The 14,738-nt window shown below is 35.6% G+C and carries 14 protein-coding genes; 1 reads left to right on the forward strand and 13 read right to left on the reverse strand.

Going from position 1 to position 14,738, the window contains the following annotated elements:
• From HMPREF2542_RS06775 to HMPREF2542_RS06835, 13 genes are all read right to left on the reverse strand, one after another.
• Positions 1-2,350, reverse strand: a 2,350-nt coding sequence (locus HMPREF2542_RS06775; RefSeq protein WP_315940805.1) for a Rib/alpha-like domain-containing protein, incomplete at its 3' end; no start/stop codon positions are given.
• Between the two features lie 148 nt (positions 2,351-2,498).
• Positions 2,499-3,449, reverse strand: coding sequence for an AP2/ERF family transcription factor (locus tag HMPREF2542_RS09590; protein ID WP_261674390.1), 951 nt, complete (start codon positions 3,447-3,449; stop codon positions 2,499-2,501).
• A 57-nt stretch (positions 3,450-3,506) separates the two neighbouring features.
• Positions 3,507-3,722, reverse strand: a complete 216-nt coding sequence (locus HMPREF2542_RS06785) for a hypothetical protein (protein ID WP_003036819.1) — start codon at positions 3,720-3,722, stop codon at positions 3,507-3,509.
• Positions 3,723-4,128: 406 nt separating this feature from the next.
• The gene (locus HMPREF2542_RS06790) at positions 4,129-6,015 is read right to left on the reverse strand and encodes an SAG1250 family conjugative relaxase (protein ID WP_070484611.1); all 1,887 of its coding nucleotides are present in this window, start codon (positions 6,013-6,015) and stop codon (positions 4,129-4,131) included.
• 155 nt (positions 6,016-6,170) lie between these two features.
• Positions 6,171-6,530, reverse strand: coding sequence for an SAG1252 family conjugative relaxosome accessory protein (locus HMPREF2542_RS06795; protein WP_058669459.1), 360 nt, complete (start codon positions 6,528-6,530; stop codon positions 6,171-6,173).
• 325 nt (positions 6,531-6,855) lie between these two features.
• Positions 6,856-9,366 carry a Spaf_1101 family AAA-like ATPase gene (locus tag HMPREF2542_RS06800; RefSeq protein WP_058669457.1) on the reverse strand — a complete coding sequence of 837 codons (2,511 nt, stop codon included), beginning with the start codon at positions 9,364-9,366 and terminating at the stop codon, positions 6,856-6,858.
• Between the two features lie 10 nt (positions 9,367-9,376).
• Positions 9,377-10,168, reverse strand: a complete 792-nt coding sequence (pezT, locus tag HMPREF2542_RS06805; RefSeq protein WP_058669455.1) for a type II toxin-antitoxin system toxin PezT — start codon at positions 10,166-10,168, stop codon at positions 9,377-9,379.
• Entirely contained in the window at positions 10,168-10,644 is a 477-nt protein-coding gene (gene pezA, locus HMPREF2542_RS06810; protein ID WP_058669453.1) for a type II toxin-antitoxin system antitoxin PezA, read from the reverse strand. The genes pezT and pezA overlap by 1 nt, the downstream gene beginning before the upstream one ends.
• Positions 10,645-10,713: 69 nt before the next feature.
• On the reverse strand, positions 10,714-11,001 hold the full coding sequence (locus tag HMPREF2542_RS06815) for a hypothetical protein (RefSeq protein WP_049476718.1): 288 nt from the start codon (positions 10,999-11,001) through the stop codon (positions 10,714-10,716).
• Positions 11,002-11,044: 43 nt separating this feature from the next.
• Complete coding sequence (locus HMPREF2542_RS06820) at positions 11,045-11,434, reverse strand: DUF5945 family protein (RefSeq protein WP_058669452.1); 390 nt, start codon at positions 11,432-11,434, stop codon at positions 11,045-11,047.
• Positions 11,431-11,658: a DUF5965 family protein gene (locus HMPREF2542_RS06825; RefSeq protein WP_058669450.1), complete on the reverse strand. Its 228-nt coding sequence runs from the start codon at positions 11,656-11,658 to the stop codon at positions 11,431-11,433. Before HMPREF2542_RS06825 ends, HMPREF2542_RS06820 begins: the two co-directional genes overlap by 4 nt.
• Before the next feature lie 54 nt (positions 11,659-11,712).
• Entirely contained in the window at positions 11,713-12,801 is a 1,089-nt protein-coding gene (locus HMPREF2542_RS06830) for a DUF3991 domain-containing protein (RefSeq protein ID WP_058669448.1), read from the reverse strand.
• A gap of 38 nt (positions 12,802-12,839) precedes the next feature.
• Positions 12,840-13,478, reverse strand: coding sequence for a hypothetical protein (locus HMPREF2542_RS06835; RefSeq protein WP_058669446.1), 639 nt, complete (start codon positions 13,476-13,478; stop codon positions 12,840-12,842).
• A gap of 134 nt (positions 13,479-13,612) precedes the next feature.
• Here HMPREF2542_RS06835 and HMPREF2542_RS06840 point away from each other — a divergent pair, with 134 nt between their 5' ends.
• Positions 13,613-14,563, forward strand: coding sequence for an ATP-grasp domain-containing protein (locus HMPREF2542_RS06840; RefSeq protein ID WP_039677842.1), 951 nt, complete (start codon positions 13,613-13,615; stop codon positions 14,561-14,563).
• Positions 14,564-14,738 lie beyond the last annotated feature (175 nt).

The following is a 14,738-nucleotide window of genomic DNA, read 5'->3' on the forward strand; positions in this document are numbered from 1 at the left end:
TGCCGCTACCTGTATTGGTTCCTGAACCTGTATTGGTGCCGGAACCGGTGTTCGTGCCACTACCTGTATTGGTTCCTGAACCTGTGTTGGTTCCTGAGCCGGTGTTCGTGCCGCTACCTGTGTTGGTTCCTGAGCCGGTGTTCGTGCCTGAACCTGTATTGGTTCCACTGCCTGTGTTGCTGCCTGAACCGGTGTTGGTTCCTGAACCGGTGTTGGTTCCTGAACCGGTGTTAGTTCCTGAACCGGTGTTCGTGCCGCTACCTGTATTGGTTCCTGAGCCGGTGTTCGTGCCTGAACCTGTATTGGTTCCACTGCCTGTGTTGCTGCCTGAACCGGTGTTGGTTCCTGAACCGGTGTTGGTTCCTGAACCGGTGTTAGTTCCTGAACCGGTGTTCGTGCCGCTACCTGTATTGGTTCCACTACCGGTATTCGTTCCTGAACCGGTGTTAGTTCCGCTACCTGTGTTGGTTCCACTACCTGTGTTGCTGCCGCTACCTGTGTTGGTTCCTGAACCGGTATTGGTTCCACTACCTGTATTCGTTCCACTACCTGTGTTAGTTCCTGAACCGGTATTAGTCACATTTACCTTAACTGGAACGTCATTGAAGCTCTTGTCTGGGTAGGTCACGCGAATAGTCGCATCCTTTTGACCTGCTGTCTTGACATCTGGAACTTTAGACCATGTATAAGTGGTTCCAGCTGGCATATCTTGGGGATTGGCTATTCCACTCTTAGCATCAGGGACTTTGCCAAGCGTTGTATCAACTGGTTTGCCTACTGGCTTGTACTTGTCGCTGCCCTTGGGGTTATCAACGACATTTACCTTAACCCTTAGGTCGTCATAGCTAGTATCACTATAAGTCACACGAATCACACCATAAACAACCCCTGGATTGCTAACATCCGGTTTTCTCAACCATGTAATGTCAGCATCTGCAGGCAGGCTATTTAGATTACTAATCCCGTTTGCTGGATCCGGAAGGGTCCCCACTGTGGTAGTTAAATCACGTCCTTCTGGGCTAAAGTTCTCTGCCTCACCTTTCACAGTAAGCGTGATATACACATCCGTAAATGTTTTATCCGCATAAGTAACACGAATGCCATAGACGCCTTTCCCTATTTTTGAGACATCCGGTTGTGTTAGCCATTCGTAAGTAGTTCCTGTTGGTAAACTTGATGCGTTAGATATTCCTGTACTTGCTTGTGGCACAACTCCAACTTTGGTAGTCAAGTCACGCCCTTTTGCCGTATACCCTACGTTACCAGGTCGAACATTTAGTGTTATCGTCACGTCCTCAAACATCGACGTACCCGGATATTTAGGACTTATACCTGAACTATTTTTATCATAAACAAGTCTTGCTCTGAGCACTTGGGTTCCTGGCTTCCATGTATCCGGAGAATCATATAAATTTACCATAGTCAATCTTGTAGTGAGAATATAACGATAATCATCCTCATATTCAAGACGCCTTTCCCCTTGAATAGCATCCCAAGGATTTACCGGTTCTCCCAAATTTATTGTGATGGGAACCAAACGAAAGTTTCTTCTTGTCCAATTAGGCAAGTTTTGTTCTCGCTTGGTTCGTTTTACTACCTTCCTCTTAACAGGCACGCGCACTTCGTTAAATTGTCCTTCAATCAAGGTCTCGTTGAAAGTGTCGCCATTCGCAAACGCGTAGTCTTTCATTTTTGAGATATTTCTCAACTCAGAACTTTTTTCTGTGACTTGTACTTTCCCTATGGCTTCGCTGGTGGTAAAAGTAACTGTTTTAGTCGTTTCATACACTTCAACTCCTGTTTGCTGATCTTGATAAATGACACGATAAGATAACGTTACCGTTCTCTCTGATCTATTTTCAGAATCACCGCTAGATGGGGCGGCTTCTAATTGACCATTGCGTCGCTTTCTTCCTTTCCCTTGTAAATTTTCATTAACCCTCGATGAACCATTATCACCATTCTTCTCTCTAGCAGAACTTGAAACGGAAGCGCTTGTATCTTCCTTTTGTATAGGAGAAGTCGTTTCTGACGTTGAAGCTTCAGATTCCGATTGTGAATCGCTCTTTGTTTCTGATTCTGGTGATACTTGCTTAGTTGGTGCTGGGTTTTCAACAGTAGGAGGCGTTGTAGAATTCTCTTTTACACTTGAATTAACAGCGCTAGGGGAGGTTCCCCCTGTATTTTCAACATTAGTTCCAGCATTAGCTACAGTCGAAGAAGTAGCAGCCTCTGTAGCTTGCCCATCAACCAAAGCCGCTGTCGCTTCAGCCGCTTTTACTTCTTGAACATGATTGACAAAAAATTGTCCTACCAAAATAGAAACAGCACCAATACTTAACTTTCTTATAGAATACTTTTCGTGTTTTTTTCAATCCATATCTTATTTTCTTCCTCTCTTTATATATTGATAGCAGGATATGATTTACAGTTAATTTATTATTTTGAAATTTCTTCGCCTTAAACCCTGATGTTCTTTAATTTTTAATACTTCCTCTCTATTCGGTTACACTTGAAGAAACATAAAATTGTCCCTCTATCTGTTTTACATAAAATTGAAACGGATGTTTGGCGGCATAGTGAGGATCAATAATAGCTTTTTTTTGCCATTTTTCATATTCCTGTATAAAACCACCATGCAACAATTTTTCGACCTCCAATCTAGCCGCCACAGCCTGTTCAAATGTATCAAATGAACCTACATTGTAACTTTTTCGTTGCAAACCGATTCTAACTTGATATTTCCCGTTGTTCTTTTGGAACACTCCACGAAAACCACTCGTGTTGTCTTTTCGTGTTTTTCTAAATTTCAACCACTCAATACAAGTCTGATCCACAAAAGTTAGTTGGTCTCTTATATTCTCAGTGATTTCTCGCTTTTTACACCCACAGCTAGTACAATGACCATGAACTAACGAGTCTTCTGAATACTCTTTTTTATTCCCACAATCACATAAGCAATTCCAAATAACAGAACCTTTATAATCTCTTTTAAAAGTGTCGTTTATAACCTTTAACCTGCCAAAACGTCTTCCCGATAAATCTGTTTTACGACCGATTCTCTTTTTAGGAAATTTGGAACAAGTTGTCTTCCAACCATGATGCAAATCCTTAGTTGTCCTAAGGTGTATTTCTCCACATTTTTGACAAGTACATTCCCAAACTACTAAACCATTCTTCCGATTATCTGTTTTTCTTGTAACAAGCAAATCTCCAAAACTTTTTCCTGCTACATTCTTGCACTTGTGCCTGTTTTCGTATTCTAAACACCCACAACTTTTTGTTCTTCCAGAAACAAGATTATAGTAGCGAATATCTTTTTTATTTCCACAACTACATGAACAACGACACCAAGATGTTCTTTCTCTGCAATATACATCTTCTACAGTTAGTTTCCCATAAACTTTTCCAATTACCTCTTTTTTCTGACAAATTGATTTTCTTGTCATATTTTCATACATCACTCCCCGATCACATTTTCCTTCAAAATGTATGTTAAATAAATCCTAAGAGTCAAACTTTTCGTAATTTTTATCATAACAGTTCATAAGAGCAAGAGCTGTCTCAAATGTAATATTTCTTATTTTAGATCGCCCTTTCGAAAGTGCAACTATTGAAGCTTCATTAACTCTTTCTGCTCTACTGATACGATAAGCTGTTATCTTCTTATCAATTACCCATTGAACAACCGACTCTACTTTTTCCAATGCAGTTTTATTCATTAGTTCTCCTTTATAACTTAAAAATTGCATCTTCACACAACAGCAAACTGCTATATCTAGTGCAAATCAACCACTTAAATTTAGATACCTTAACGGGGTATATGTATAATATATATTGGATTTTCTTTTTTGTCAATTATCTACTTCAATTTTTTTATATTTAAATGTCATTTTAGAATTTTCAAAGTATTGAATCAAAATTTTCTCAAATTGTAATAAAAACAAAAAGTCAAATTCGATTTCTCGAAAATGGCTTTGTATCAATATATTTAATAAATACAGATGATTATTTAAATAGTTTCATATAATCACTTTTAGTTGGAAGTAAATAAGCAATTCTCACGATGGTGCTTTAGTCTTGTCAAAAAAGTTCACTTTGAGAGATGTTCTAGCTAAATACTATAATCTATTCAAGTTCCTCTTTAGCCTCTCGAAGAACTAACCTTTCCTCAGACACTTCAGGCTTCCCTAAATGCTGATTCAATATCTCCACATAAGTTTCTAGTCTCCTTATAAGATCTTCGTAATCATTTAAATAGTGACTGAACTGTTCTTGAAGTTTTATCATATCTTGATTTACTTTCTCCAAAGTAGCACTCTCTGATAAATTCAATTTCGCAAAATCATATTTCGCAAGCTTTCTACTTTCCTGATTGTCACTTTTCAGATTAATAAACACTTCCGCCATCTTGTTTAAGATGGCGATTTTTTCTTGTGTCTCATCTAGTCTAATATCTAGCTCTGCTATTTCCGTTACAAACTCATTCTTCATTTCATGATAATTCTTATCACTAGTATTTATCTCAATCAAGAGATTGATTTCAGAAATTTTCTGTTGAATACTAGCAACAGTCGCTCTCCTATAGGGAAGTTGTTGACTATCCTGGGTTAACTGTCTTATTAGAGTGCATCCTTTGATATAGCGGTCTTTATCCGAACTCTCTTTATTATAGACAAAGTAAGAGGTCGTTTCTCGAATATAGACTTTGTATTTTGTTCTATCGTCCTCTTCAATCATATCCAGTTGGTAGTTCGGAATAAAGATGATACCGTTTTGTTTTATTCCAAAAGAAACTTTGATATAGATTCCTTCGTCAACTAACTTCTCAATTTGATTCACTGCTAATTCTACCTCAAATTCATGAACAGCATCTCGATTCTTCTTAAATTCCTCATAAGCTGATTCAATATCATCAAGACTAACTTTTTCCTGTTCCTGCTCTTCCTTAAAGTTACGATAGTGTTCTTGTAAATTTTCCTGCTCTTCTGGTGTTATTATATTTTTCTCTTCAAAATAACTTTGAAAAAACTGAATATCATAAAGTTTCTTATCACTTATTTTTTTATGGTTTAAACTAATCCGTCGTCCATTTTCTTCTAGAGTAAAGGTCACATTTTTCTGTTTGAAATCTATAGTAAGATTTAATTCTCTAGCTTTTAAAAGTAATTCCTCTATAGAATTTGTTTTATCTAGTAAAAATTCCAATCGTTTTTCAATATCTTGTTTGGCAAAATAGGTTCTGAAGAACTCTTCATCATACAAAGCCCGTTTACTAAGTTTGTTTCCACGAATAACCTGCTTCATATCTCTATCTGTCATCAGAAAACGACTATACTTGCTAGTAAAGTCTATTTTAACATGAAGCCGATCTGCTTTTTTCAAAAAGTCCTCAAAAGAGTCAGACTGCTGCATCAAAAAATAGAGACGTTGTTTCAGCTCAAACTTGTGGTTCGATTTTTTGTAGACCTCATAATCACGATGCGAATAACGGTTCTCAATAATCTTTGCACCAGCTATTTTAGAAATACGATCAGAAATCATGCAAAAATTTCTCTCCTGGGCATAGTCCCATTTAAATTTCTTGTCTGAGTTGATGTCAATGGAATTTATCACTATATGGTTATGAAGATGCGACTTATCCGTGTGAGTTGCTACAATAAATCGAAACTGTCCACCAGTTAATTCTTGAATTGTTTCATACCCTATGCGATTGACTTCTTCTGGAGATAAGTTATCATCAGGAGAAAAAGATTGTATCAAATGATGAGCATAAATCTTTTGCTGGTGCTTTTCTTGGCGATCATTTCGGAAATTATAGAGAGTGTCGTTATTCAGAAAATTAGTATTGTACATCTCCACTGTTTCTTCATAAGTTGGAAAGTCTAAGTAATTGCTCATACCAAAATCGGATACCAACTTTAAATTGTTTGTTTTGTCAGGATTAAGGATATACTTAAGCAATCGTCTGCGATATTTTTCTCCATGGGTTGCAAAATGTTTAGTGACTACCATAGAATGCCTTTAATTTCTCTACCTTAATTTGAAAATCCTTCTCAACCTCTGATACAAGCTCTGCCATGCCTTGACGCAACTCTTGAAACTGTTCGTGAGAAATAATATGGTTCTGATTTCAAGTTTGTTCGATAACGATGCTCCATAGCAATCTTCTAATCCATATACTTGTCGCGAAACTCTGGACTGAGTTGATGAATTTTGTTCACTTCTGTAATCAATTCCTGAACACAATTTAAAAGAAGTGAAACATGGTCTTGAGTCACTTGATTACTTACTTTGGCTATAACCAATACTTCATAAACATCACGACTAATTTGTTCTAACCTTTGAAATTGCCACAGAGAAAAACAAGCCTTTATGGTTAACTTTTCTTCATCAAAGGCCAATAATTTATCCCTTACAAAAGGAGAAAAGTGTCTATAATTCGCTTGATTCATCAGTTTTTCAATTTGTTCCAGCTCCTCCGCAGTTAGATTGACCTCTTTTCGGACATCTCGATATTGTTCTGTCATCTCAGTTCCCCCACTTTTATCATTCCTCGGGTTTAACCCGCCCCCGTAATACATACGGAGAATTTTTAAAGACCTCACTCGCTTCTTGTTCGGTCTTTGCGAGCTCAGTTATTGTGTCCACAATAACCTAAAATCTAATCGCCAGCTAACCAAAACCTTACAGGTTTATCAGCCGACGATAAGATAACTTGGTGGCTTCGCCCCCAAACCCCCAGTGAAAAATCAAGACCTGATTTTCTTAGGAATGATATAAGGATAACAAGAATGTTTTGGAAAAGTTATCACATAACAAAAAGTAGGCTAAATTATTTAACCTACTTTTACATTATTCAGAGATAACTGTTTCATATATAGACATTTTATGTTTGAAAGAGTTTTTTCCACCTTCCAATTGATTGATAATATGATTTTTTATTGATTTCTCACTAACATATCCTTGTGCATCAATCCATCCGTTAACTCCATCTGATTCCATAACGACAACCTGATCAGTCATAGAATTTGTTACAATTGTAGCATTATGAGTTGCTAAAATGATTTGTCTTTGAGCCTTGACGTTTCTAAACTGTTGAACCAAGTGACTATAGATATAACGGTTATCTAAATTATCTTCTGGCTGATCAATAATTAAAGGTCTAAAATCATTTGAGTAGTCACTATATGCTAAAATAAAATCCAACATCGCCACTACCTTTTGTCCTAAACTTAAAACACTCACATCTTTATATATAGCTTTTAATTGTCGTGAGGTTTCTCTAGCATTAACATTAAATTCTAAAATAAATTTTTCATTAGTTACATGATCCTGTATTATTCTCTTAAACTCCGCTATGGGATAATTTCCCATGAGAGAATAGATTTGAGATAATAATTCATTCTTTGTTTCTTTGTTAACTTCTTTCTTTTCTTCCCAAATGTCCCTATGTTTAGAAAAATTATCTTCTGAAGCTAATTCTAAGATACTGAAATATTTTCCAGGTATACTTCTCTTATACACTGAAGTTATAAAATCAACAAATCCCAATTTATCATATGTGTACGCCAAAAAATCAATTACATTTTGTTTACTAATCCTGAATCCTTTAAAAGATGTTCCCAAATTATTTGTCCAACCAAATAGACTTTCTTCAAATATAAGTTCTCCCCAATTTTCATCTTGAATACAGACTATTCTTAACTTATTCTCTTGAGTCGAGTTGAAAGATTCAATTACATTGAGAATCAGTGATTTTCTTTTTTCACGAAATTCTCTTAGTTCGGGTATCTTTTTTACAAGTCCAGATAACGTTCGTGTTTTCTGAATGAAATCTGGTGTAGGCAAGTGTTGATTACTTAGCATCAACTCAGAGATAAACGTTGTTATTTCTGAACCATCAGCAGTTCTGACTAACTCATTGACAGAGTACTTCTTATCAAACATTTTTAGTAACACATCTTTATTGCCAACTTTTTCAAATTTCAAATCAGGATACACCCTGTATATTTTTGTGTAATGTACCAATGCCCAGTGTTGTATTTTATCACTATCGTATCTATAGCGGTATCCATATCTTCCTGTTATATTTTGCCCAAAGTACTGTAAAATATCATCTTTATTTCCTTGTTTAATATCTGGCAAACTAACTTCAATAATATATTCAACTTGATTCATGGTATATAAAATATAGACATTAGCATGTTCACAAATAAATTCTAACTTACTCTTTTTATCACATCTTTGGGCTAATGCATACTGTAACATATCTATGATTGTACTTTTTCCTGTACCTCTCCCTCCAATTAAGCAATTCAATGACGGCGAGAATGTAAGACTGAAATCTTTTTCTTTCGATTTATTTATTAAGAAACTCCTATTTTCGTCCCTCTTTTCGATGTAAAGTCCTTTGATGTATAATCCCTTCTCAGGATTAGGGGATTCTATACTGACAGATACTTCATAATCTAGCAGAGCCTCCTCAAACATCCTAAAAGATATTTTTCCACCTTTGAACCACATAATATTTTTGTTTAGTGTATCAATATCATGGGCATCATTATCTAAAATAAAATTTGGTTTACAATCATATTCTCGAGAAAGTCTATCCAATAATCCTGAGATTGCTTCTTTTTTATTGACTCCCATAAATTTTATTTGAGAAGAAGTTAGTAAAGATTTTTTATAAGCGCCTGATAGTTGTGCTTTCTTTGTAAAAATATTGGACGTATTAAAATGAGCGATATAATTTAAAATTTTATTCTCATTAAAGAATTTCATTATTGTCAAAGAGTGTTGATAGCTACCTTCCTCTCTACTAAGTAAGTTATCTTTTAGCCAAGTATCAACTATTTCCTTTTTAGTACCATCAAATATACCTACTATGTGTAATTTATCGGCAGCACTAATCTCAACTCCATATAAAACATGTGGGTAATACTTATAATTTTGATTATTTTCCTTGAGAAAAGAAATCGCTTTTTGAAGTTTGTAGACACCTTCAGTTGTATTATGATCCGTAACAACTACTATCTCAAAGTCATTGATTAGAATACTTTCTGCAAGAAATAAAAAGCTTATGTAGTCTTTAAAATCTGAATAGATTTCCTTATCTACATTAGCTACCAACTGTTCCAGAGCGAAATACTTTTTAAGTTCAGATTTATTTTTAAAAAACAAATTATATAATTGTTCATCGGTTGCCTTTAGATATTTTTCTTCAGTCCAATCTTTAAATAGTTTATAATCATGTGAGGCTGGGGTGTGCAGATGAATTAAAGTTTTATGGAAACTACCAAATTTCTCCTTTGAATGAGTTAATTCATGATAAACAGATTTAATTTTATTATTAAAACCTTTCACTTTCATCTCCTTAAACTAACATTATATTAAATTTAATATTCATTTTATCATTAAACTCCCTCAACCGTTCCTGTCCCACCTTCAGCATCTCTTCCTCGACCTTGCTCCACTCCCCGAAAAGGCAGTTTTGAAGAACTTCTGCTGCGGTACCTTTGTCCGATTCAGAATCGTAGATACAAGTCCTATCTCTTTGATAGATTTGAATCCGGTTAAAAAGTTTATCATTTTCTAACTCTCGTAGATTATCAACCAAGTGTTCCACAATCCTATCATGATGTTCTTTTGGTGTTGCTCTGGCTTGACTAGGATCTATGGCACAAAGTTCTTCATAGCGTATCAAGGTGCTAAGATAGGACAGTTCTGGCTTTGTTGCGATGAGCGCAAGTGATACTTGATAGCCTCGTGATGTTAATAATTGAGCTGTTTTTCGAGGGACTTCTGTTGTTCTCAGTGTTCCCTCAATTAATAAATGATAGCTTTGTTTACTGAGTTCATCAATGAGGTGTTCAACCATCTTCCCCGCAAAATCTTTAGTATAATCAACGCTATCTTTGCCATACTCTTCCTGCAAAGCCAGATAATTTGGATGCTGCGAACGGAAGCTATCTCCGTCAATAATGATGATGTTTCCTTGAAATTCCTTTTGCTTGATTCGATGAATGGTCGTTTTCCCAGCTCCACTTTGACCACCAAGCAGAACTGCTTTGGGAGTTGAGGAAATAGTTTTTCCACGGGTTAAAGCACGAATATTACGCTTTAAAGCCTTTTGAAACTCCGCCTCACTAAATTCTGCTAATGTCATTAGGCCACCACCTGATGATTGGCAAGGTTTAACATCCGCTCAATACCATCTAAATAGCCATTGTAACGCTCTAACTCTTCAAAGGTATCGACAAGATAAATCTTGGTATTCACTAAATCTGCTACATCATCACTCATCAGAATCCACGGATTCGATTCATCGTCAAATGCAATCCCTTGCTCATCTTGATAGCGATACAGTCTTGATAAAATGGCAGAACCTCGTTCTTTCAAAACTTCAATTTTTATAGTCAGCTGATAATCTTCTACGGGTGTCATCATCTTATCTTCTCCAACAATATCGACATAAGACACATTAAATTTCTGACAAATCCGATCAATGAGTTCGGTTGAAACGGAGCTGGTTCCATTTTCATATCGACTTAGACTATTGCGAGAAATTCCAATAATTTTAGCGAACTCTGACTGCGTTAAATCATGTGTTCGTCGTAAGGACTTAATATTATCTCCAATCATTTACTGCTTCCTCCTTGTATTTACTCTTATTATACCACAAAGAACGGATAATGCACCAATTTTGGTGCATTATCCGTTCTTCGGTTTCTTTGCCTGCTTAAATTCTTCAATCCGTTTCGCCAGTTGCTCGGTGTTCAGTTTGTTCTTGACATCAGTAATGGTTTCATCTAAAGTTAGTTCCCTTGGTATAGGTTTTGAGATGGTTTCTTCTGCTCTAGTGGTCTGAGTTTTTGAATCAAAGACAACATCTAGTAATTGGTCTACCTTAAATAATTCGGCTTCAGACATCCCTGATAAGCGATGAATGAGACGTTTAAAGCTATTCTGGTTATGAGTTTTCTTTCTGAATAATCGCATATTTTTCTCCTTATAAAAAGCAGTCCAGCTGGACTACTCTCGCTTATAGGTCATCAATAGCTGCGGAAATAGCCTGTAGCTTTTTATTTTGAATCTTCTTTTCATCAATCAGCTGATGGAGTTCTTCAATTTGCTTTTGACAAGCTGAAATGTCATTGTTGTTTTGTGCAATTGTATTCGCCAAATGTTGTTTGTAGTCACTAGTGATATTTACTTTCAGCGACTGACTTTGCTTATCTTTTTCTTCAGTCTTTGATTCTACTTTAGCTTCTGGATTCTTTTTTTGCTTTTCAAAAGCAGCCACATAATCCACTTCTTCATTTGGCTGATCATCCTTTTTATGGAAGAGTGCTGCGATTTTAGCTCGCTCTTCATTTGAAGATGTTGGTGTCGCATCGTCTAGTGGCTGATCAAAATTCCATGATTTACTCATTCTGTATCCTCATTTCTATCATTTGGATGGAGTGGGGCTTCTTTACCAAAGGCCTGTTCTAAACCTTCATGAAAGGATAAATGACTAGATTGCTGCCGTTTGATAAAGGTACTGTACATAACTGTTTGAAGTTGGTCACGATAGTTTTCCAATTTTTCCGTCTCTCGCGAGACTTTTTCTTCTTGTCTAGCCACTTTTTCAGCCAGACGTTCAATCACACTCATAAAACATTCCTCCTTATCACACTCTAGCTTATGACAAGACTCTTGATTTTGCTATCACAATTCTAAAACAGTCTCTCGTTTAGGTGGAGGATGATTCCTAATGACTTGTGCTTGGACTGATTGGATAACTTCCCCTAAAGAAATTTCCCTTTGTTGTTTCACCAAATCATTCCAGTCTGACTTGGTTTCAAATCCCTGTAATGGTGGCAATTCTTGAACGATTGGAATACCTTTCTCTGACAATTTCTGACAAAAGTCTCTCCCGGCTTCATCATTATCAACTGCCAATGTTATCTTTTCAGGGTGTTCATTAAAATAGGGTGTCGTATCTTTGATGGCATATAGGTAGTTGGTTAACCGACTAGGTTTGACGGTGTCTAAAAAATCTAGTTTCCCTTGTTCATTGGCTGCTAATCGTAGTGTTTGATAGGCTATTACTGAAAGTTTTAAGCCTTCCATTGAAACCAGGCGAACATCTGATAGCTGCTTTTGATGAAGCTGATAATAGCTCATCATATCAATAACCGATTCACAAAAGATGAGTCGATTAGGTTTGCCAACATCAAAACTAATACCCACATGACCATGAGACCCCTTCATGATTTTCTTCAAGTATCCTCGATCATGTCTTTGTTCATTTTTGACGAGACCTTGAAGGCTTGCTCCTTCTAGCTGACCATGGTGGTTGTAGCTCTTAAAGACAAGGACAGATTCCTGAAAGGTCTTTGTCTGGTAACATGCTTGAGCCAAGATTCCTTTTCTACCGAAGGCATTAATAACATCATCACTTAATCCACGAACCTGGGTCAAGTAAGTTCTTGCTTGCTGAAAAGTTTCTTCAGGCAAATAATAACGAAAATGTCGATAAGTTTCTTCTATCGTTTTAGCCTGTTTAAAATCTCCAGTTTCAAGATAGGACACGGCTTCCTTGAAAGAAACATCTGCCACTAACTGAACAAAGTCAATCACATCTCCTTGTATATCTCTTGAAAACCATTTGAAAGTATTGGTATCGGCAAAAATCCGAAAGGAATCATGTTCTGAGTGTTCATAAACTTGTCCTGATAAACGTCTAAAGGAATAACCCAGACTCTCAGCCACATCTAAAATGGACTTTTGTTTTACTGCTTTAATTATTGTCATCTCATCTCCCTATCAAAAAAGCAGAAGAATCTCTCCTGCTAGTTTGTCTCATGTGTGGTATCTCCTTGAATGTTTGGAATACTAGAGTTAGCCCCATCAGTAGCTTCTTTTAAGTTCTCTAGTTTTCCATTACAAATGGTTAGATGATTAACCAGGAGCTTGTCTGAAACCTTGGAGTAGGACAACTTAATCGTCTTAATTTCTGTCTGAGTAGTTCGTTGTTGCTGCTTACTCAAATCAGATACATAGGTCACTTGATAGGATACTTCTGCGAGAGCTTCATTGGTTTCCGTATTAACATAGATATGAGCGGTTTCAAAGCGGTAATCCAAAATATAGTCCTTATAGACCTGATTGATGGAATCCTCTTGGCGAGCCACTTCTTCCTTATAAGCAGAATCCGTCATATAGGGCTTGATACGATTGTTGTTCTCGCCAAGCCTTTCCTTAGTGTAGTATTGAGTGAGAAATTCTTTGACAAACTCATCTGATAAGACTGTTGCTTTTTCTTCCTGCTTTTCCTTTGTCACAAGTTTATTTGCTTCTGCTCGTATTTGATGCTCAGTTTGCTTTGAAACGGATTGTGAGCCAATCGTATAGCCAATCATGACCATAAAACTTACTGCGACTAAACCTCCTACTCCAATCAGAAATCTAGCCTTTACTTTATTTAACATGGCTTTCTCCTTTTTTCACAAGATAGCAACATCATAACAAGATTGCCTTGGAAAAGTTATCACAAAAATATCGTAAGAATCATTATAATTTATGATATACTAGTGATAATAAATAGTTATCGGTAGGAGATTTTATGAGATTAGTAGTCATTTTAAATGCCAACCCAGATCCATCAATTCAAACAAAGATTAGCGAAAATAGAGAATATACTCGTAATGAATTGAAAGATATTCTCCAGGAAAGTTTTTCTAAATTTATTGATGAAATAATATTTTACGATAATTTTGAGAATTTCAAAGAAAGTGTTTTCGCTCACCTAGATGATTTTGTGTTAAATTTTGATTTTGGCTATAAAAGTCGAATTAGAAACATGAACGTCCCAGCATTTTGTGAAAATTATAAAATTAAATATTTTAACCCAGATCCATATGTACAAGTTTTATGTCAAGATAAATTTATGACAGAGAAATTTGCAGAAAATTTTGGTATAAAAGTTCCAAAAAGTTTGTTATTATTTGCTCATTCGTACACTAAAGAAATTCTAACGAATTTTGAATATCCAATTATTATAAAACCAAACTATGAATCAGAATCAATAGGAATCACACAAAACTCTATTGTTGAAAACATAGAACAAGCAGACAGAACACTCCAACAATTAATGAAGGACTTTGATGGTATTCTAGTAGAGGAATATATTGAAGGAAGAGAGGTGGCTATTACTATTTTAGAGAATGAAGAAGAGCTATTTTTTGAAGAAGTTGAACTTATTTTTCCAGAATCTAATGAATTCAAATATCAAGCTTATACTTTAGAAATTAAACAAAAAGTTGATATAGAAATCAAAAAAAGTCGCTATTTAAGCGATAAAGACATTATCAACTTAAAGCAACTTTATAGTAACTTGTCTCCAAATAAATTGGTACGAATAGATGGTAGAATAAAAAATGCAGAATTTTATCTAATAGAAATCAATGCTAACCCCGGGTTATACCCAAAATCTATTGTACCTACAACATTCAACATAAATGGCTATACTTACGATGAAATGATACAAAAACTCTTTACTTATCATTTAAATTAAAGGGTAGTTTCCACGAAGTTTCATACATTAACTTCATTTTATAATCTGTGAAATTTTTGATTTGATTATCAGATAGTTTATTACAGTACATTTCGACCTTTTCAGAATTGTACATTCTATAATAATAATGGCAGAGGTTGTAATAAATTTTATCAATAAATCTTTTAAAACCTGT

This window comes from Streptococcus sp. HMSC034B05, from assembly GCF_001809055.1.
In the GTDB taxonomy this organism is placed as follows: Bacteria; Bacillota; Bacilli; order Lactobacillales; family Streptococcaceae; genus Streptococcus; species Streptococcus constellatus.

Bases quoted from the DNA above. Each gene is read 5' to 3' on its own strand.
- pezA (WP_058669453.1), bottom strand. From the start codon at position 10,644: ATGATTGGAGATAATATTAAGTCCTTACGACGAACACATGATTTAACG.
- HMPREF2542_RS06825 (WP_058669450.1), bottom strand. From the start codon at position 11,658: ATGAGTGTGATTGAACGTCTGGCTGAAAAAGTGGCTAGACAAGAAGAA.
- HMPREF2542_RS06840 (WP_039677842.1), top strand. From the start codon at position 13,613: ATGAGATTAGTAGTCATTTTAAATGCCAACCCAGATCCATCAATTCAA.
- HMPREF2542_RS06835 (WP_058669446.1), bottom strand. From the start codon at position 13,478: ATGTTAAATAAAGTAAAGGCTAGATTTCTGATTGGAGTAGGAGGTTTA.
- HMPREF2542_RS06795 (WP_058669459.1), bottom strand. From the start codon at position 6,530: ATGACAGAACAATATCGAGATGTCCGAAAAGAGGTCAATCTAACTGCG.
- HMPREF2542_RS06820 (WP_058669452.1), bottom strand. From the start codon at position 11,434: ATGAGTAAATCATGGAATTTTGATCAGCCACTAGACGATGCGACACCA.
- HMPREF2542_RS06830 (WP_058669448.1), bottom strand. From the start codon at position 12,801: ATGACAATAATTAAAGCAGTAAAACAAAAGTCCATTTTAGATGTGGCT.
- HMPREF2542_RS09590 (WP_261674390.1), bottom strand. From the start codon at position 3,449: ATGACAAGAAAATCAATTTGTCAGAAAAAAGAGGTAATTGGAAAAGTT.
- HMPREF2542_RS06785 (WP_003036819.1), bottom strand. From the start codon at position 3,722: ATGAATAAAACTGCATTGGAAAAAGTAGAGTCGGTTGTTCAATGGGTA.
- HMPREF2542_RS06815 (WP_049476718.1), bottom strand. From the start codon at position 11,001: ATGCGATTATTCAGAAAGAAAACTCATAACCAGAATAGCTTTAAACGT.
- pezT (WP_058669455.1), bottom strand. From the start codon at position 10,168: ATGACATTAGCAGAATTTAGTGAGGCGGAGTTTCAAAAGGCTTTAAAG.
- HMPREF2542_RS06790 (WP_070484611.1), bottom strand. From the start codon at position 6,015: ATGGTAGTCACTAAACATTTTGCAACCCATGGAGAAAAATATCGCAGA.